16 protein-coding genes, 2 pseudogenes and 1 riboswitch are annotated in these 19,098 nt (G+C 66.1%); of the genes and pseudogenes, 9 read left to right on the forward strand and 9 right to left on the reverse strand.

Annotated features, from left to right (window positions below; all coding sequences use genetic code 11):
• Window positions 1-80 precede the first annotated feature (80 nt).
• The 5 genes from DSM26151_RS12560 (at window position 81) to DSM26151_RS12580 (ending at window position 5,943) form a co-directional block, all read left to right on the forward strand.
• Entirely contained in the window at window positions 81-539 is a 459-nt protein-coding gene (locus DSM26151_RS12560) for a DoxX family protein (RefSeq protein ID WP_407650995.1), read from the forward strand.
• A 136-nt stretch (window positions 540-675) separates the two neighbouring features.
• Window positions 676-1,053 (forward strand): YciI family protein, encoded by a 378-nt coding sequence (locus DSM26151_RS12565; protein WP_234659861.1) that lies wholly within the window; start codon window positions 676-678, stop codon window positions 1,051-1,053.
• A gap of 146 nt (window positions 1,054-1,199) precedes the next feature.
• Entirely contained in the window at window positions 1,200-2,447 is a 1,248-nt protein-coding gene (locus tag DSM26151_RS12570) for an IS256 family transposase (protein WP_234659862.1), read from the forward strand.
• Between the two features lie 162 nt (window positions 2,448-2,609).
• Complete coding sequence (locus DSM26151_RS12575) at window positions 2,610-3,023, forward strand: (deoxy)nucleoside triphosphate pyrophosphohydrolase (RefSeq protein ID WP_234659863.1); 414 nt, start codon at window positions 2,610-2,612, stop codon at window positions 3,021-3,023.
• Between the two features lie 13 nt (window positions 3,024-3,036).
• On the forward strand, window positions 3,037-5,943 hold the full coding sequence (locus DSM26151_RS12580) for a DUF3427 domain-containing protein (protein ID WP_234659864.1): 2,907 nt from the start codon (window positions 3,037-3,039) through the stop codon (window positions 5,941-5,943).
• Here the strand turns inward: DSM26151_RS12580 and DSM26151_RS12585 are convergent.
• Both DSM26151_RS12585 and DSM26151_RS12590 read right to left on the reverse strand, forming a co-directional pair.
• A complete protein-coding gene (locus DSM26151_RS12585) occupies window positions 5,940-7,724 on the reverse strand; it encodes a DUF2075 domain-containing protein (protein WP_234659865.1) in 1,785 nt (594 codons plus the stop codon). The genes DSM26151_RS12580 and DSM26151_RS12585 overlap by 4 nt on opposite strands.
• A complete protein-coding gene (locus DSM26151_RS12590) occupies window positions 7,711-8,052 on the reverse strand; it encodes a nucleotide pyrophosphohydrolase (protein ID WP_234659866.1) in 342 nt (113 codons plus the stop codon). The genes DSM26151_RS12585 and DSM26151_RS12590 overlap by 14 nt, the downstream gene beginning before the upstream one ends.
• 106 nt (window positions 8,053-8,158) lie before the next feature.
• Between DSM26151_RS12590 and DSM26151_RS12595 the strand changes: the two are divergent.
• Window positions 8,159-9,438 (forward strand): annotated as a pseudogene (locus tag DSM26151_RS12595) (IS256 family transposase).
• A gap of 47 nt (window positions 9,439-9,485) precedes the next feature.
• On the opposite strand, the pseudogene DSM26151_RS12600 reads toward DSM26151_RS12595, so the two are convergent.
• Window positions 9,486-10,001, reverse strand: a pseudogene (locus DSM26151_RS12600) (RtcB family protein); the annotation flags it as partial.
• A gap of 45 nt (window positions 10,002-10,046) precedes the next feature.
• Here DSM26151_RS12600 and DSM26151_RS12605 point away from each other — a divergent pair.
• Window positions 10,047-10,955, forward strand: coding sequence for a restriction endonuclease (locus tag DSM26151_RS12605; protein ID WP_234659867.1), 909 nt, complete (start codon window positions 10,047-10,049; stop codon window positions 10,953-10,955).
• A gap of 131 nt (window positions 10,956-11,086) precedes the next feature.
• Here DSM26151_RS12605 and DSM26151_RS12610 read toward each other — a convergent pair whose 3' ends face one another.
• The 3 genes from DSM26151_RS12610 to DSM26151_RS12620 all read right to left on the reverse strand — a co-directional run bounded on the left by DSM26151_RS12610 (window position 11,087) and on the right by DSM26151_RS12620 (window position 13,771).
• Window positions 11,087-11,728, reverse strand: coding sequence for a hypothetical protein (locus tag DSM26151_RS12610; RefSeq protein ID WP_234659868.1), 642 nt, complete (start codon window positions 11,726-11,728; stop codon window positions 11,087-11,089).
• Window positions 11,729-11,814: 86 nt separating this feature from the next.
• Window positions 11,815-12,309 carry a hypothetical protein gene (locus DSM26151_RS12615; protein WP_234659869.1) on the reverse strand — a complete coding sequence of 165 codons (495 nt, stop codon included), beginning with the start codon at window positions 12,307-12,309 and terminating at the stop codon, window positions 11,815-11,817.
• 295 nt (window positions 12,310-12,604) lie between these two features.
• On the reverse strand, window positions 12,605-13,771 hold the full coding sequence (locus DSM26151_RS12620) for an RtcB family protein (RefSeq protein ID WP_234659870.1): 1,167 nt from the start codon (window positions 13,769-13,771) through the stop codon (window positions 12,605-12,607).
• A gap of 558 nt (window positions 13,772-14,329) precedes the next feature.
• On the opposite strand from DSM26151_RS12620, the gene DSM26151_RS12625 reads away from it, so the two are divergent.
• Together DSM26151_RS12625 and DSM26151_RS12630 are read left to right on the forward strand one after the other, a co-directional pair.
• Window positions 14,330-14,830, forward strand: a complete 501-nt coding sequence (locus tag DSM26151_RS12625; RefSeq protein ID WP_234659871.1) for a nucleotidyltransferase family protein — start codon at window positions 14,330-14,332, stop codon at window positions 14,828-14,830.
• Window positions 14,831-14,984: 154 nt separating this feature from the next.
• Window positions 14,985-15,791: a nuclease-related domain-containing protein gene (locus DSM26151_RS12630; RefSeq protein ID WP_234659872.1), complete on the forward strand. Its 807-nt coding sequence runs from the start codon at window positions 14,985-14,987 to the stop codon at window positions 15,789-15,791.
• Between the two features lie 19 nt (window positions 15,792-15,810).
• Here the strand turns inward: DSM26151_RS12630 and DSM26151_RS12635 are convergent, their stop codons facing one another.
• From DSM26151_RS12635 to DSM26151_RS12645, 3 genes are all read right to left on the reverse strand, one after another.
• Window positions 15,811-17,364: a thermonuclease family protein gene (locus tag DSM26151_RS12635; RefSeq protein WP_234659873.1), complete on the reverse strand. Its 1,554-nt coding sequence runs from the start codon at window positions 17,362-17,364 to the stop codon at window positions 15,811-15,813.
• A 129-nt stretch (window positions 17,365-17,493) separates the two neighbouring features.
• Window positions 17,494-18,105 carry a hypothetical protein gene (locus DSM26151_RS12640; RefSeq protein WP_234659874.1) on the reverse strand — a complete coding sequence of 204 codons (612 nt, stop codon included), beginning with the start codon at window positions 18,103-18,105 and terminating at the stop codon, window positions 17,494-17,496.
• Between the two features lie 337 nt (window positions 18,106-18,442).
• Entirely contained in the window at window positions 18,443-18,931 is a 489-nt protein-coding gene (locus tag DSM26151_RS12645) for a hypothetical protein (RefSeq protein ID WP_234659875.1), read from the reverse strand.
• A gap of 36 nt (window positions 18,932-18,967) precedes the next feature.
• Window positions 18,968-19,080, reverse strand: a riboswitch (SAM riboswitch).
• Between the last annotated feature and the right edge of the window lie 18 nt (window positions 19,081-19,098).

Below are 19,098 nucleotides of genomic sequence, written 5' to 3' on the forward strand. Positions count from 1 at the left end.
ACGGATCGGGCGCCCGCGGCGCGCGGGTGCCCGGCCGGGCCGTCCTGCTCCCGCGAAGCCGCGCCTGCGAGACTGGCCCGATGCCGACCCGCACCCGACGCCCCGCGCGAACCCGCCGCCCCCGCCGACCCGGCCCGCTCACCGTCATCCGCTCGGTCGCGCGCTGGCTGCTCGCGGGCATGCTCGTGTTCGCCGGGCTCTCGCACCTGTTCTGGGCGCGGAAGGGGTTCCGCATCGCCGTGCCCGACTGGGTGGCGACCGAGCCGGCCGACAAGGACGCCGTCGTGATCGCGTCGGGCGCGGCCGAGATCATGCTCGGCACGGCCGCGGTGGCGCTGCCGCGCGAGCGGCGGCGCGTCGGGCTCGCGATCGCGGCGTTCTTCGTGGCGGTGTTCCCGGGCAACGTCCACCACTGGCGCACCGGCCGCTCGGTGCCGCTGATGCGCACCGATCGGGCGCGGTTCCTGCGCCTGTTCCTGCAGCCGGTGCTCGTGGCGTGGGCGCTGTGGAGCACCGCGCCGGGCGGCGCGCGGCGCTGAGGGTGGCCGTGGCGCGGGCGCGCCGAATTCGATCGCGACCCAGCGAACCGGATGTCGGCTGCGATGTCGATCGGGCGGGCCGGCGTTCGACGTCGTGAGTGAGGGCGACATCCGCCCGTCACGAGAGGACAGACCGGTGACCCAGTACTTCCTGACCATGCCGCACGACTCGACCGACGAGCCGACGATGGAGTCCATGCAGGCGATGGACCCGGCCGAGCTCGCCGCCGTGATGGCCGCGGTCGACGAGTTCAACACCGCGCTCGTCGAGTCCGGCGCGTTCCGCTTCGCCGGCGGCCTGCACCCGCCGTCGACGGCGAAGACGGTGGATGCCGCGGGCGCCGAGCCGCGCGTGCTCGACGAGCCGTTCGTCGAGGCTCCGCTCTACGTCGGCGGATTCTGGGTGATCGAGGCGCCCGACGAGACTGCCGCACTCGAGTGGGCGACGCGCGCCTCGCGCGCGCTGCGGACCCCGATCGAGGTGCGCGCGCTGCAGGAGGCGCCGGAGGTGTGAGTCGAACGCATGAGAATCCGGCCGATGAGTTGAGTCCCGCATAGTGGTGTAGCGCGGTGATCGGGCTCGTCGCTACTGACGTGAGCGCGGTCACCGTGTGATCCTTCGAGGAATCTCCTACAACCCACTCGAACGGAATCAACACGATGACCGCACCTCACATTCTCGACCCTGCCGGCGTGCTCGGTGAAGCCCTGGCCGATGCCTCACCGGATCTGATGCGGCAACTGCTGCAGACGATGATCAACGCGCTCCTGTCCGCTGACGCGGATGCCGTGGTCGGCGCTGAGTGGGGCAAACCCAGCCCCACCCGCACGACGCAGCGCAACGGGTACCGGCACCGCGACCTGGACACCCGGGTCGGCACGATCGACGTGCAGATCCCGAAGCTTCGGGCGGGCACGTACTTCCCGGAGTGGTTGCTCGAGCGGCGCAAGCGGGCCGAGTCGGCGATGATCACCGTCGTCGCGGATTGCTACCTCGCCGGTGTGTCCACGCGCCGGATGGACAAGCTGGTCAAGACCCTCGGGATCCACTCGCTGTCCAAGTCGCAGGTGTCCAGGATGGCGGCCGAACTCGACGAGCACGTCGAGCAGTTCCGGCACCGTCCGCTCGATGAGGCGGGCCCGTTCACGTTCGTCGCCGCGGACGCGCTGACGATGAAGGTCCGCGAAGGCGGCCGGGTGATCAACGCCGTCGTGCTCGTCGCGACCGGCGTGAACGCCGACGGGCGGCGTGAGGTCCTCGGGCTCCGCGTCGCGACCAGTGAGACCGGTGCGGCGTGGAACAGCTTCTTCGCCGACCTCGTCGCGCGCGGCCTGACGGGCGTGCGACTGGTCACGTCCGACGCGCACGCCGGCCTGGTCGAAGCGATCGCGGCGAACCTGGCCGGCGCGACCTGGCAGAGGTGTCGCACCCACTACGCCGCGAACCTGATGTCCGCGACCCCGAAGAGCATGTGGCCGGCGGTCAAGGCGATGCTGCACTCGGTCTACGACCAACCCGACGCCGATGCCGTGCACGCCCAGTTCGATCGGCTCCTGGACTACGTCGACGGCAAGCTCCCCGACGCGTTCGAGCACCTCGATGCCGCACGCGCCGACATCCTCGCCTTCACCGGGTTCCCCGAAGGGCTCTGGGCGCAGATCTGGTCAAACAATCCCAACGAGCGGCTCAACCGTGAGATCCGCCGCCGCACCGACAGCGTCGGAATCTTCCCGAACCGCGACGCGATCATCCGCCTCGTCGGAGCCGTCCTCGCCGAGCAGACCGACGAATGGGCCGAAGGCCGCCGCTACCTCGGCTTGGACATCCTCGCCAGAAGCCGCCTCACCCTCGTCCCCGACACCGGAAGCGAGGTGAACCCCGACACCGTCCTCGAACTCAGCGCCTAACCATCCACATCGAAGGAGACCGCGCTACACCACTACCAGGGACTTGACCGGCCGATGTCACCCTGTCGTCGATCATCCGCAGGATCCCCGGGCCTTGCCATTGGACCAGCCGAAGGAGACTCTAAGCTGCATACAAACACCAATCCAGGAGCTGCGCGGAGTATGCCTGTGAAGAAGCAAATCAACGTTGTCGGTGCCGTAGTCGTTAGGGAAGACACTGTCCTGGCAGCTCAACGTAGCGCAGCGATGTCCCTCCCGGGGCTGTGGGAGTTCCCGGGCGGAAAGGTCGAAGCGGACGAGACGCCACAGGAGGCGCTCGCGCGCGAAATGGACGAAGAACTTCTCTGCACAGTGCAGATCGGTGATCACGTCGAGACCACCAGTCATGAGTACCCGTTTGGCGTCGTTACGCTTACGACCTACTATGCGACATTGATCGGCGACGAGCCTCAGTTGACCGAACACTCCGCGATTCGTTGGATTCCCATACCCGTTCTCGACAGCGTGGAGTGGGCGCCCGCGGACGTGCCTGCCGTCCAGAAGGTCATGCAGGACCACGCTGCAGGTGCCGCGTGATGGGCCGCGGTTCGTGAGCTCCGTCTCAGGGCAAGTTCGCCGTGACAACGCGTTCGGCTTTGACAGCTCGGCCCTTGACGCCGATCACCGCTACCACCCTTTGCTGGTCTCGAACCAAGGCACAAACACAATGCTGCGGTCGATCCGCGATGAGCTACGTCGCTCTAGGAGGTTCACATTCTCAGTCGCTTTCGTCACGCCCAGCGCAATCGCGATGCTCAAGCAGGCGCTGCTTGACTTTGAGGGCGAAGGTACGATAGTTACGTCGACCTACCTCGGGTTCAATTCCCCTGCTGCGTTCAGGGAGCTGTTGAACCTCGCTCGAGTCGAGGTCTATATTCACCAAGCTGCAAACGGTGCCTTCCATGCGAAGGGGTACGTCTTCGAGCACGACGAGAGTATGACCGCGATAATCGGTAGCTCAAATCTAACTGAGACAGCGCTGCTGACGAATCATGAGTGGAACCTGCGGTTCTCCGCGCTACCGGACGGCGACATCGTCCATCAAATTCGTGGTGCGCTGACCGCTCAACTCGCGGAGTGCACACCACTATCCCCAGGGTGGATCGATTCGTACGAGGCTTCGTACGTTTCGCCTCCTCGACACACGCCCTTGACGCCGGAAGACGCCGACCCGATTTCTCAGGGGGCCGTCGTTCCAAATGCGATGCAAAAGGAGGCGCTCGCGGAGATCCAGCGTGTACGCGACGCCGGCGAGCAGCGTGCAGTGGTGATCTCCGCGACCGGAACCGGAAAGACGATTCTCTCGGCGCTCGATGTGCGTTCGGTCGATCCCGCTCGGGTACTGTTCATCGCCCACCGCGAGCAGATTCTGGATCGGGCAATCGACGAGTTTCGTCGAGTACTAGATGCGCCCATAGACGACTTCGGCAAGTTCGTCGGAAGTTCCCGCGACGTCGATCGGCGCTATGTGTTCGCGACCGTCCAGTCTCTTTCACGCCCAGAAAATCTGCGCCTCATCCGCCCCGATGCATTCGACTACGTGCTCATCGATGAGGTCCATCGCGCTGGGGCCGGCACCTACCGGCGCATGATCGACTACCTGCAGCCCAAGTTTATTCTGGGAATCACAGCCACACCCGAGCGTACAGACGACTTCAATATCTTCGAGCTCTTCGACTTTAATGTGCCGTACGAGATTCGCCTCCAAAAAGCGCTGGAGGAAGACATGCTCGCTCCGTTCCACTACTACGGGGTGACCGATTTCCAGACGGCGGAGGGCGACATCATCGACGATACCTCTAGGTTGTCTCAGCTAGTAGCACCTGAGCGCGCGGACCACATTGTGCGCGCCGTTGCAACCTATGGACATGCCGGAGTGTCCGTCCGGGGCCTGATCTTCTGCAGCCGCAAGCACGAGGCGATCGAACTTTCGAACCTACTCAACGACCGGCAGGTCCACGGAAGGCGTCTTCGCACCGTCGCGCTCACCGGCGACGACTCAGTCGGAACGCGGGAGTCCGCGATCGAGCAGCTCGAGCGCGGCGAGCTGGACTACATACTGACGGTCGATGTATTCAACGAAGGCATCGATATCCCCACCGTCAATCAGGTTGTGATGGTGAGACAAACACAGTCGAGCATCATCTTCACGCAGCAGCTTGGCCGCGGGCTGCGGAAGGCCGCCGGGAAGGACCACCTAGTTGTGATCGATTTCATTGGGAACTACGCCAACAACTACTTGATCCCCATCGCATTGTTTGGCGACAACAGTCTCAACAAGGACTCGATCCGCAAGCGCTTGATCGACGCCCAGGAAGCGGGTGCAATATCCGGGCTGTCCAGCGTCAACTTCGATGCAATTTCACGCGATCGCGTTTTTGAGTCGCTCGCAAATACCCCGCTCGACAGCATGCAGAACTTGAAGCGGACTCTTGTCGAGCTGGAGAACCGGCTTGGCCACACACCGCGCCTAATGGACTTTGCCCGCTTCGACGCGGCCGATCCAACGGTTGTCGCTGCGAAGCGAGGCAGCTACTGGAGCCTCCTCGTCGCATTGAAGCGCGTCGATAGCGCTCCCACAGAGGCTGAAGACGCGGTCCTGACATTCCTGTCCGCCGAGTTGCTGAACGGCAAGCGTCCCCACGAATTGCTCTTGCTGCAGTCGCTTCTCGCTGACGAGGGTTCTGTCACACACAAAGACTACGTTCGGCTCCTCGAACGTGAACGGTGTGGTTCGGAGTCCTCCACCGTGCGTTCTGTGAGTAGGGTTCTGTCGCTGGAGTTCTTCACGGAGGCTGAGCGCCGCAAGTACGGCGGTCGACCTCTGGTCACGCTCGTCGATGGAGTGTTCAACCTCGATCCTCGCCTTCGCGAACTCATGCGCTCGAGCCAAACTTTCGCCGCCCACGTCTGGGACCTTATTGAGACCGGTTTGTACCTCGCTCGGCACCACTATCGGTGGGTCGGAACTCTCGAGGTCGGTCGACGATACTCACGAAAGGACGCCTGCCGGCTTCTCAACTGGGAGTCGAATGAACAGAGCACGATCTATGGCTACAAGGTCGACTACACCTCAAATACGTGTCCAATCTTCATTACTTATCACAAGGCCGATGGTATCTCCGAAAGCACCAGATATGAAGATGAGTTCATAAGCGAATCGGCGATTACCTGGTTCACTCGAAGTCGCAGGACGCTGCGAAGCAATGAGGTTCGGGCAATCGTTGAGAACCGAGTTCCTCTGCATCTCTTCGCGAAGAAGGATGACGCCGAAGGCTCCGACTTCTACTATCTGGGCCGAGCACATTCGGCGGAAGCCCGCCAGGAGCAAATGCCAGTTGGGAACCGTGAACAATTGGACGTTGTCATGATGAAACTGAACATGGATTCGCCGATCGAAACAAGTCTGTATGACTATCTCGTGGCTCGGTCTTCGCCCGGCGCGCCGCGTTCCTAGAATCGTGGCTGTGCTGCTTCCGAGCGCCCGCGGGAGTGGGTCGCGTGTGGCCGGGCTTGGGTTCCAGTAGCCAGCAATGATTCGAAGTACGACCGAAGTCTCGGATCACACACATAGATGTACGTCCCGCGTATCCCACGGGTGAGTAGTACCGCGTAGATATTCAAGATGAATTCGAGCAGGGCGTCGTCGTCGTAAGTGATGCCTAGGGTCGGGTTGTTCTCCTTGCCCTTTGCGTCGTAATAGGAGGCGCGATGGGCGCGCACCTTGCCTGTCAACGGGTCGAGTCTCAGGTCTTCGCCGATGATCACTCCGGCGTAGTTCAGGTCGTAGCCCTGCACGGTGTGGATCGAGCCAACGTCATCGATTGACCCCTCGGAGTTGATCCAGTCGACCGCCGTACGGTTCCAGTGCAAGGCCACCCCGTCGAGCTCGATGTCGAATTCCGAAGCGTCCTTGCGTGACTTCCACGGCCAAGCGTAGCCAGCCACCAGGCGCGCAAGACCATGCTCTTCGTCCCGAGCACGGATCGCATCGTGCATCTCACCGAGATTCTGGAACAGCCGCAGGTCGTAGCTTGCGAAACCTCCGGCATCGGAAGCCTCACCACGTAGTAGACGCCGAATGAAGTCGATGTAGTCCGCACCGCCGGCGACGCGCATCTGCGACGCCAATGGATAGAAACGATTGGCTTCCTTCGCCTCACGTACGAGCGCACCGAGCACGGGCCGCGGAAGATCCGCCGGCCGGACGGCCTGCCCTTCATCCAGAAGGAAGACCTGATGGCGGCTCTTCGAACGGATCCAGTCGAGTTGGGTCTTGGTCAGGTCATCGTCGCCATACAAGGCGCCGTTGATTGCTCGGAACTTCTTGTTGAGCACACCAGTCGGCTGGTTGGCACGCTGATTCAGCCGATGGGTCTCGTCGACCACGAGCAGATCGAAATCATGATCCGACGCGCCGACCTCGAAGGGAGTGAGCACCATACTCCGGTCGAGACCTGGGGTCTTCGCGAAGACCTTCTGGATCGACCTGCGGAGCGACTGCTGTGGCACCACGATGCCGATCCGGAAGTCGTGCAGCAACTCCGAATGGCCCTCGACGAAGAAGTCGGAGAAGAGCGAATCGGTCTCAGGCCGATCGTTCGGATTCGCGGCTTGGATGTCTCGCAGGAGCTTCATGAGGAACACGCCGACGATCGTCTTGCCGGTACCGGGGTCGCCTTGAACCACCACGGTGCTTCGAGCACCTTGCTCCAGGTCCTCGAAGAGCCCTTCAAGGATGCCCTCCATGGCGACGGCCTGCTCCTGGTTGAGGGATTTGAATGGCGACAGCTTGAACAGGTCGCTGTTCTCGATCTCCGGGATGTCTCGCGTGAACATGCCAGCCGCCCGCAGCTCTTCGAAGATCTCGTCGAAGGTGTTGCGATACCTCACGCGGTCGTAATAGTCAGCGTCCGTAATTCCCTCGTTGCGGTTGATCACCTTGAGTTGTCCGTCGCCTGCGAAGAGCCGGATCAGGTAGGACTCGAGGTCGAGGCAAGCGGACTTGTTGAAGGTCTCGTCGATCACGATGCGAACAGCCTTGAGATGCTGCTTGCCTTCGTTGTCGAGGTGCTGCCGGAGCCGACCCGCCGCGTTCAGCGTCTCACCGACGTAGACCTCGCCGTGGTCGCTGATCGTGTACACGACAGGCCAGTTCGCGTGTCGCCCATCGGGTTCAGCCCAGGTCCGCACCGCCTGCTTAGAGAACGGAAAGTGCTCGACCCTAAAGCTGGTCATACTTCGCGCTCCTGCCACGGGATCGATCGACGGGGTACTTGCTTCGCGTCTGCGCGAGCTTGTCAAGAATGATGCGGCCCGGGTCGACGCCGAGCCGGTCGGCGAGCAGGTAGCAGTAGGTCAGCACATCAGCGAGTTCCTCGACGACACGCTCACGTTCCGCCGCCGCCTCATCCCACTGGAAGCACTCGAGGAGTTCGCCCGCCTCGATGCTGATGCCCTTTGCGAGATTCGCTGGCGTATGGAACTGTCGCCAATCGCGTTCGGCCACGAAATCACGTAGCGCGTTCAGCACATCAGGCTCTTCACTCTCGGATCTGGAGGCCATGAACGGAAGCCTATGAGCCGCAGTTGAGTCCCGCATAGTGGTGTAGCGCGGTGATCGGGCTCGTCGCTACTGACGTGAGCGCGGTCACCGTGTGTTCCTTCGAGGAATCTCCTACAACCCACTCGAACGGAATCAACACGATACCGCACCTCACATTCTCGACCCTGCCGGCCTGCTCGGTGAAGCCTTGGCCGAGCGTCCCCGGATCTGATGCGGCAGCTGCTGCAGACGATGATCAACGCGCTCCTGTCCGCCGACGCGGATGCCGTGGTCGGCGCTGAGTGGGGCAAACCGAGCCCCACCCGCACGACGCAGCGCAACGGGTACCGGCACCGGGACCTGGACACCCGGGTCGGCACGATCGATATCGCCGTCCCGAAGCTGCGGCAGGGCACGTACTTCCCGGACTGGCTGCTCGAGCGCCGCAAACGGGCCGAGTCCGCCCTGATCACGGTCGTCGCGGACTGCTACCTCGCCGGTGTGTCCACGCGCCGGATGGACAAGCTGGTCAAGACCCTCGGGATCCACTCGCTGTCCAAGTCGCAGGTGTCCAGGATGGCGGCCGAACTCGACGAGCACGTCGAGCAGTTCCGGCACCGTCCGCTCGATGAGGCGGGCCCGTTCACGTTCGTCGCCGCGGACGCGCTGACGATGAAGGTCCGCGAAGGCGGCCGGGTGATCAACGCCGTCGTGCTCGTCGCGACCGGCGTGAACGCCGACGGGCGGCGTGAGGTCCTCGGGCTCCGCGTCGCCACATCAGAGCCCGGTGCGGCGTGGAACAGCTTCTTCGCCGACCTCGTCGCGCGCGGCCTGACGGGCGTGCGACTGGTCACCTCCGACGCGCACGCCGGCCTGGTCGAAGCGATCGCGGCGAACCTGCCCGGCGCGACCTGGCAGAGGTGTCGCACCCACTACGCCGCGAACCTGATGTCCGCGACCCCGAAGAGTATGTGGCCGGCGGTCAAGGCGATGCTGCACTCGGTCTACGACCAGCCCGACGCCGAGGCCGTGCACGCCCAGTTCGACCGGCTCCTGGACGACGTCGACGGGAAACTGCCCGCCGCGTTCGAGCACCTCGATGCCGCACGCGCCGACATCCTCGCCTTCACCGGGTTCCCCGAAGGGCTCTGGGCGCAGATCTGGTCCAACAATCCCAACGAGCGGCTCAACCGTGAGATCCGCCGCCGCACCGACAGCGTCGGGATCTTCCCGAACCGCGACGCGATCATCCGCCTCGTCGGAGCCGTCCTCGCCGAGCAGACCGACGAACGGGCCGAAGGCCGCCGCTACCTCGGCCTGGACATCCTCGCCAGAAGCCGCCTCACCCTCGTCCCCGACACCGGAAGCGAGGCGAACCCCAACACCGTCCTCGAACTCCGCACCTAACCATCCACATCGAAGGAGACCGCGCTACACCACCACCAGGGACTTGACCGATCCTGCGTGAAGGTCCGCCGGGCGGCGGAGCGCGAGTACGTCCGGCCCGCACCGTGCGGCGAGGAGTTCAGCGACATCCGATCCCCCAGGCCCTCGACCACGTACGACGCGGTACCCATCGAACCCGGGATCAGGCCCGGCCGGCCGGCATCGGCCCGGATCGCACCCTTCCGCGACACCCACACCCGCTTGCCGAAGTGCTCCTCGCTCTCGGTGAAGTTGTGGTGGCAGTTGATCCGCTCCCGCTCCTCCACCGGCACGCCGACCCACTCCGAGACCTGCCGGATGACCCGGTCCATCATCTCCTCCCGGTTCAGCAGCGCGAAGTGCTGCGCCCACCGCAGCTCCGCGATGTACCGCGAGAACTCCGGCGTGCCCTCGACCAGGTACGCGAGATCCCGGTCGGGCAGGTCGATCCACCACTTCCGGCAGAGCTCCTGCGCGACCCGGATGTGATGCTGCGCGATCTTGTTGCCCACGCCCCGGCTTCCGGAGTGCAGGAACAGCCACACGGAGCAGGGTGACAGGCTGAACGCTCGATCTGCCAGAATTCGTCGATGAGGTCCGTCAATTCGGCAAGGGACGCCGGCACAAGAATTGGTCGCTCTTACCCTGATGTTTGGGTCCCGGATGAGATTTTGATGCAGGTTGTCCGTTCGCATATCCGACCGCAGATCAAGCTTCAGAGAAGCGCGCAAGACCACGCCGCCGAGGGATGGTCGACGACGTTCACGGCGATGCTGGGCTTAGCTTTTCTCACCGGTTCCCTGTTGGTACTTTCTCTGCTGCCCGAGTTGGTGCTCTCCCCGTTCCCAGAATCGATTCAAGGAGTCATTCGTGCTCTGAACCCTTGGAGCCCGTTGCTCACTCTCGTCTCCATCGCACTGGTATTGCTGAGTGTCGGTACTGGTCTCGTTATAAGACGCGCGCGGCAAGCCGCCCGGGACCGCCACAGGGCGTCGGTCAGGGCGCTGATCCAATCTGGATTCGAGGGCGCGAAGGTCGCCCTCGAGAAGCGCAGGGCGAAACAGGGAATGCCGCTTGACCGCGATTTGGCGCTCCACGTGACGAGGAACTCGCTCAGACCGGACCCGGCGCGTCTTGGGGTTACGCCGCGGGGCGCCGAGGAGCTTGTTGCTCAGTGGATGCGACATCTTGGCGAGACCGACGCGGAGGTCACGAGTTACCGAGGTGATGGAGGAGTCGACGTGGGCGGGCGCAAGTACATCGCCCAGGTCAAGCACTATGCGGCTAACGTCGGCGTCGCCCCGATCCGTGAGATCGCCGGAGTTGCGTCCGCTGACGGGCGCAGTCCACTGTTCTTCACGAGCACCGGCTATGCGTCCGGTGCGATCGAGTTCGCGGACCGCTCCGGCATCGCTCTATTCCTGTACAGCGCCGAGCTGGGCGAGCTCCACGGTATGAACGGGCGAGCGAAGACGCTCATGATCCACGGCCTCAACTAGGCGTCGGGGTCAACGCTCATGACTGGATCCACCGCGCGGACTGATCCCACCTCCGGGCACTCCCTCCGACGCCGGGTCGCGGCGTGATCACGCCCTGACCCCGACATCGGGCCCCGCGTTCGCCGCTCCCGCTACTCGATCGCGAGCGCGATTCGCCGCAGGCCCTCGACCGCGCCATCGACGGCGACGACGAGCTCCGGATGCTCCTCGGTCTTCGCGAGCATGATTCGAAGCCGTCGGCGATCCTTGACCGTCAGTCCGCGAAGATCGCGGGCGCCGACGAGCGGCGCGAGATTGCAGAAGTCGCTGATGTGACGCTGCCCGCGAATGCCATCGGGAATGCTCACCGCCGCCGCCTTCGCGACGAGCGCCCCGAGCAGGTCGGGGCGCCGGATCCTGCCCACGCGATCCCCGTGCTGGACGCGGACGAGATTCGAGCGATCGAGCGCCTGCGTGGTTCCCGGTGCCTGCAGGGTGGTGGCGCCACCGACGCCGGTCGCCCGTCCGGCCCGCTCACCGATCCCGTCGGGAAGCAGGACGTCAATCGACGCAGCCCCGCGCATCCATCGGTGCTGGTGCCCGTCGGCGGTGATCCCGTCCGCCGCGAATCCGAGACGTACCAGCGCCCCGGTGAGGTCCCGCAGCATCGTCGGACGCGCGCGGACGTCGACGACTGCATCCCCGTCATCGGTGGGCCGGGTCGACACCACGCCACGCTCGAGGCAGTGCAGCAACACCATGAACCCGCCGATCAGGCACCACCCGTCGGGCACCTCGTCGGCGAGATCGAGGATCCCGGCCCAGGACTCGTCCGCGGCGCCGGCCAGCGGTGGAAGGACGATCAGGGGCGGGTCGTCGCTCACCGGCGCAGCTCCTTCAACAGCTGCTCCGCCTGCCCGCGCTCGCGCGCTCCGCTGTGGTCGAGCAGGTCGGCGATGACGAAGCCGATCGGAACATGGCCCTCATCGTCGAGCGCGATATCGGCCACGTGCACCCAGACGTTCGGGCGGTCGCTCTCGACGAGCAGGTAGTCCTTCACGAGGGGGTCGACATCCGCGTGCGACACGTAGCCTTCGGCGACAGCGGATGCCGCGAGGCCGGCGCGCGGGTCGGCGACCCCCGACCGGACCAGACGTGCGTCGCCGAGCAGGTCGTGCAGGTCCGCCGCGCTCGCGCTGAGCGCCAGGCGGGGCGAGCGCGCCCTGACCCAGCTCCAGAACCGCTGCGCGTCGACGTCGCCCGCCCGCACGAGGCCCACCTTCTCGGCGATCCTCCGCCGGACCACCGGGTCGGAGGCGGCGACGCGACCGCTCGAGATTGCCGCGAGCAGGATCTGGGCATTCGCAGCGGACATCGGCCGCGCCGACGGTCGCGGCGCAGCCAAGGCCTGTTCGGGCACGACCCACTGCGAACCCACCCGATATGCCCCGACGGCGCCGCTCCGGACGCGCTTGTACGCCGCTGCTCGGGACACCCCGAGCTTCGCGGCGTATTCAGCAACCCCATATGGCATGACACAAGGGTAGCAATATCGATACCCATGTGTCGCCTGGCCGATCGCGCGACTGATCGCGACCCGCACCCGCCCGTCTCCGGGCGGGCGCGAGCCGCGGCATCCGTCACCGCTTGAGCAGCTGCGCGCGACCCCCTCAGTCCCCCTTCACGTTCACCACCTGCCGCAGCGTGTGCCGCACCCGCACGAGCGACGCGGCATCCGCCATCACCCGGTCGATCGGCTTGTAGGCCGCCGGGATCTCGTCGATGAACGCGTCGGTGTCGCGGAACTCGATGCCGGCCATCGCCTCCCGCAGCTGATCACGCGTGAAGGTCCGGCGGGCGGCGGAGCGCGAGTACGTCCGGCCTGCGCCGTGCGGCGAGGAGTTCAGCGACATCCGATCACCCAGGCCCTCGACCACGTACGACGCGGTGCCCATCGAACCCGGGATCAGGCCCGGCCGGCCGGCATCGGCCCGGATCGCACCCTTCCGCGACACCCACACCCGCTTGCCGAAGTGCTCCTCGCTCTCGGTGAAGTTGTGGTGGCAGTTGACCCGCTCCCGCTCCTCCACCGGCACGCCGACCCACTCCGAGACCTGCCGGATGACCCGGTCCATCATCTCCTCCCGGTTCAGCAGCGCGAAGTGCTGCGCCCACCGCAGCTCCGCGATGTACCGCGAGAACTCCGGCGTGCCCTCCACGAGGTACGCGAGATCCCGGTCGGGCAGGTCGATCCACCACCTCCGGCAGAGCTCCTGCGCGACCCGGATGTGGTGCTGCGCGATCTTGTTGCCCACGCCCCGGCTTCCGGAGTGCAGGAACAGCCACACGGCATCCGTCTCATCGAGCGAGACCTCGATGAAGTGGTTGCCGCTGCCGAGCGACCCCAGCTGCAGCCGCCAATCGCCCCGGTAGCGAGCCGGGTCGAACCCCTTCGCCTCGGCGAGGGCCTCGAGCTCGGCGATCCGCGGCTCGGCGGTCGCGACGACCTTGCGGTTCGCGTGACCGGCCGACAGCGGGATGGCGCGCTCGATGTGCTCCCGGACCTCCCTCCGGTCGGAGGGCAGGTCGGAAGCCGCGAACTGCGTCTTCACGGCGATCATGCCGCAGCCGATGTCGACTCCGACCGCGGCCGGCATGATCGCGCCGAGCGTCGGGATGACCGACCCCACCGTGGCGCCGAGGCCCAGGTGCGCGTCGGGCATCAGCGCGAGGTGCGGGTAGATGAACGGCATCGTCGACGACGTGCGGGCCTGCTCGACGGTCTTCTCGTCGATCAGGCTCGCCCACGACACGAGCCGTGTGGAGAGCTTCTCCATGGTCCTTTCCTGTCTGCTTGGTGCGCGCGTCGCGGCTGCGGCGTCGCGCGTGCGGTGCGGATCGCGGAGCCCGAGGGCTCCCGTCGCGCGCAGACGGAAGAAGACCCCGGGCCTCGGATGGCACGGGGTGACGCGGTTGCTCGCGGCCATCGGGCCGCGGCGGCGTCAGCGTGCCGGTTCGAGCACCTGCTCGAGTTCGCGAAGGACGCTCGCTTGGCGAGCGTTCGCGGGCTCGATGAAGGACTGGCGATTCGTGCGCTGCAGGTACACGGCTCGTCCTTCCTCGTGCAGGGGTCCGGGATGCGGATGCTGCGCGGGTGCGCAGCCTTGCGACGATAGCGGTGGTGCGGGGGTGGGGTCAATGGCGGGTTTCGTGGCATCCGCCCCGTGCGAATCCGTGACTCTGGAGCCGCGAATCCGTGGGTTCGAGTCCGCGCAGGCCGCCGGTCAGGCAAACGGACGGTTTCCTATCTGACAAACGGACGGGTTCATACCAGACGAATGGACGGGTCTCCTTCGCCTCGGTACCAGATGGTACTCTGGTACCGAGGAGGACAGATGGCGCCGTTCACCCCGATCAAGATCGATCCGGCGACCGACCGGCTGGTCGGCGACGCTGCGCACGTGCTCGGGCGAACGAAGAAGGACATCGTCGCCGCCGCCATCCGCGAGTTCATCGAGACCCACCAGGCGGAACTCACTGCCGGCGTCACCGCGACGGCCGACCGCTTGGCGAGCCCCAGCACGGAACCACTACACGCAGGCCTTCGCCCGCTCCGCGCGCGTCTCAACACCCAGCGCGAAGAACTCGTCTCCGCGCTCGAAGAACTCGGCGCCTCGAACATCCGCGTCTTCGGGAGCGTCGCCCGCGGCGACGAGTCGGCCACCAGCGACATCGACCTGCTCGTCGACCTCGCCGACGACGTCGGGCTGTTCGGCCTCGGCACGATGCGCAGCGCGGCGGAGCGGATCCTCGACGCCCCGGTCGACATCGTGCCGGCGTCGAGCCTGAAGGCGGATGTCGTCGAGACCGTGCTGCGCGAAGCGATCCCAGTGTGAGCCGCTCGTCACGTGCTCGCCTCGGCGACGTCCTCGCCGCATGCGCCGCAATCGAGGACTACGCGGCCAGACCAGACGACGACCCGATCGTGGGGCTCCCCCGCACCCCGACACGGCTGTCAGGATCGAGCGACCCTACCGCCGGGAGGACCCCATGAGCACCGAACACGTCGCGACACCATCCCTCGCGAACCGCCGCCCCGCGGCATCCGTCATCGCCGAATGCCTGCGCGTGCAGGCGACCGTGCCGCCGAACACCGCTGTGCAGCGGTTCTTCGGCGTCTCGCCGCTCGGACGCGACGCCGAGCCCTGGTATGTCGGCGCGCTCGGCGAGCTCGAGGTCGCGCGCCGCCTCGAGGCGCTCGGACCGGGGTGGGTCGTGCTGCACTCGGTACCGATCGGTACCGGGTCGAGCGACCTCGACCATGTCGTGATCGGGCCCGCGGGCGTGTTCACGATCAACACGAAGCACCACCGCGGCCAGCACGTGTGGGTCGGCGCGAAGCGCATCCTCGTGAGCGGCCAGCGCACCGACCACCTGCGCAACGCCACGTACGAGGCGAAGCGCACGGCGAAGCTGCTGTCGGCGACCGCGGGTGTGCCCGTCGAGGTCACGCCGATCGTCGCGATCGTGGGAGCGAAGCGGATGACGGTGCGCGAGCGCCCGTCGGAGGTCGTCGTGCTGCATGACACCGAGCTCATCCGCTGGCTGCGACGGCGGCGCGTGGTGCTGGCGCCGGAGCAGGTGCAGCGCCTCGCCGCAGTCGCGGCGCGGCCGTCGGCCTGGCAGCGGATGCCGGTGACCGCGGTCGTCGATCACGCCGCGTTCGAGCGGCTTCAGGTGGAGGTCGGTCTTGCGAGCCGTCGGCGGGTGCTCTGGCAGCTCGCGGCCAGCGGCGCCACGGCATCGGCGATGTTCGGGATGTGGTGGTCGACTGTGGGACCGCTGCTCGAACGCTGACCTGGCGGCTGCCCAGAGGTCAGAGCGGGAGCTTCGTAGTGCAATCGATTTTGGTGTACCGACGACCCTGCTCGTCGACCGACGTTCCGCCCGGTCCGTATGCCCGGCAGCCCGTGTAGCCGTCGTATCCGCCGGTCGAGCCCGATCCACCACTGGCAGCCCCTGAGTCGGACTGCTGGTCTGCATCTGCTGCTGCGGCCTGACGTTGTTCCTCGGCGAGCCGAGCGGCCTCGGCCTCGGCCGCGATGCGTTCGGCTTCAGCTTGACGGGCTGCGTCCGCCGCAGCCTGCCGATCCGCCTCGGCTTCGCGCGCGGCAGCAACAGGCGCGAATGCCATCGCATCATCGCGGTAGGTCGTCATCTGGGCCTCGATACGCGTGACCTCGAGCAACCACCGATCGCGAACATCCGGCGTTACCCAGGCGATCGCGTTGGCCGCCGCTTTCGCTGCCGGAACCGTCGTCAGCACGGCGATCGCCGCAGCCTCTGCACTCGCAAGCTCGGACGATGGCAGCTGGTCCGTGGGCGATGTCACCTCGGCAGCTCCCGCCGCAAGTGACTCGATCGCCGCGAGCGGCCCGCACTCCACAGACGGCGAGAAGATCCCCGCCCCGACCGCTTCTGCATCGGCCATGGCGCTCGTCGATTCGGCGAAGAAGCGCATGTTGTCCCCGTACTCGGCCGGCGCAGCCAGGCCCTGCGCGATCAGGACGGTCGCCGCTGAGACTCCGTCCTCGGTGGTCACTTTCGCGAGCAGGCGGCCAAAGCGATCGCGGCGAACCTCGTCGTACGCGAGGGTCACGCTCCGCCCCTTCGGGAGAAACTGCTCGAGCGCGGCGGTCGCCTCCTGTCCCAGGCACTCCGACTCGCCCGTGACCGCGTTGTCCTCAGGTGCATTCATATTCAGGATCCGAACGTATTCCTCGTGATCGCCGACCCGGACGACGACGGTGTCTCCATCGACCACACGGACCACACGAGCGTCTTGTGCCCACGTCGGAACGGCCGCGAGGCTCAGGCTTCCCGCTGTCGTGACGAGCACGAGACCCGCTCCAACCGCGGCGAGCGTGGACTTCGGTCGCCGCTCGTACAGGCGCATCAGCGGAAGCTCGCGGAGTCGTTGCGGCTCCCTTCGAGGGACGGTCTGGCCTGGCCAATACAGCCATTCCGGCTTCAGGTGCTGCGACGCGTAGAAGCGGCGATGCTCGTCCTCGGTCATCGTCCGCCGTCTCGACACGATGCGTCGGATGCCGAGGATCGCCATCAGGCCAAGAGCGATGACCAGCACGAAGCCAAGCCAGGACATCGCAGCGGCAATGTACGGATCTTCACCGGCGCCGCGAACGGTTGCCACCGATTCGAGTGCGATTCTCGCGCACCCGGCCATCACAACGACAGCGCCGAGAAGCATGAACAACCCCTTGCGCTGTGGGAGCTCGCGCTGCATTCCGATCTGCGTGATCGCGGTGTAGGCCGCGATCAGGACGACGATCAGAAGGGCGATGGGCCACCACAGCAGGATGACAAGCATCGCGCCGACGGGGCTGCTGGGCAGCGCGAAAAGGGAACTCACGCAAGGAACCTTCGGACAGGTCGAACGGGGAGGGGCATCCAACAATACGTTTCCGCCGAGCAATGAACAGTCACAGGCCCCAGTTCGGGGGCGGCGTTCGCGTGTGCGGCCCGAACGGGACCGCGACCCTCATCCCTCGAGGTTCTTGCGCCAGTCCTGATACGAGCCGCTTTCGAGCACCTCGCCCGTTGCGTCATCGACGAATTCGACGACCACATCGAGCTCGCCTGCCGGGGTGCCCGCGAACTGCTGGTAGAGCGCACCCTGGAGGTAGAAGCCGATCACGAGAAGGCTCTCGAGGGGTGAGAACCGCTCGGCGTCGACCGACACCGTGAATGCGGTCATCGCATCGTCGACCTCCACCTCGGTAATGGAGTTCGAGTCGTCCGCGACGATGCCGTCCACGGCGTCCTGCGCGGACGATCGCAACTCGTCGAGCATCTCGTCGCGCTGCGACTTGGTCATGGTGTAGACAACGGCGTCGCCGTCGACAGCAGCCGTCATGCCGTTCTCCGCAGCGGCGGAAACGATCTCCTCGTCCGACATCGAGTCCTCGGGATCGAGCAGGGACCGCGCGACCCTCACGTCGACGGTCGCCAGATTCTCCTCCACCTCGATGGGACCATCAGTCGAGTCGACCACCCCGACGGACCCGTCGCTGTCCGCCACCGCGCAGCCCCCGAGAACGAAGACGGCGCAGATCATTGCGGAAGCGGCCACGCTCCGGACAGACATCTTCATTCGACTCCCTTGAATGCAAAAAGTGGCTGTGCTCCGAATCGATCCTAGGAGCGCGGGCGAGGGCATTGCGCGACGTCCGCGGACCGGACGGTCTGCAGCGCATTCGTGGTTTCGACCCAAGTCCGCGAAGATCGCGGGCGCCGACGAGCGGCGCGAGGTCGCAGAAGTCGCACATATGACGCTGCCCCCGAACGCCGTCCGGAATGATCACCGCCGCCGCCTTCGCGACGAGCGCCCCGAGCAGGTCGCGGCGCCGGTGGTGGATCGCACAGGATTCCGTGCGATCGCGCACGCAGCTGCTCAGTCGCGTTCCGGCGCTCCCGGGCGCGGCATCCGCTCAGGCAGGCAGCACGGGGTTGCCATCGCCGTCGCCGTCGAGCGCACGCAGCGGCGTGATGCCGGATCTCAGGAGCGGGAGCCAGTCGGTCCAGTCTTCGGCGATCAGCGCGATGGAGGGGTAGCCGACCCGCTGGGTGTCGACTACGAAGCGGCCGCCCGTTCGCGCGAGCAGCGCGTCGCGCCGTTGCTCGATGCAGAGCCGCAGGAGGTACCAGTCGGAGGCCGCGAAGCCGAGCCGGTGGAAGGCGGCCGCCTGCCAGGCCCAGCGATGCACGCCCACCACGCCGCCCGCCCGGATCCGCTGCGCGACGAAGCCCATGATCGCCGGCCCGGGGAACGAGGTCGGAAAGTCCAGGAGCGCGCGGCACCAGGCCAGGCGCTCCGCCTCGGGAACGTCGCCCCACGGGCTCCGATCATTGACCGGGTCGCCGGGCGGCATCGCGATCAGGCGCGCAACGGCGTCCTCGAAATACTCGTCTGCGGGCATGGTGGAAGTCCTCCTGCTGCTCGGAGGCGCTTCAGCTCCGTCGACTTGCCCGAGACGGATGCCGCGGGCCGGCTCTTCCCCTGAGGCACCCGCTCGACGGAAGGGTTGCCGGGCAGCCGGCCAGGTACCGACAGCTGCCACTCGTGAACCTGCGCCGAGCGTAGCGG

It is taken from the genome of Agromyces marinus (assembly GCF_021442325.1).
Lineage (GTDB): Bacteria > Actinomycetota > Actinomycetes > Actinomycetales > Microbacteriaceae > Agromyces > Agromyces marinus.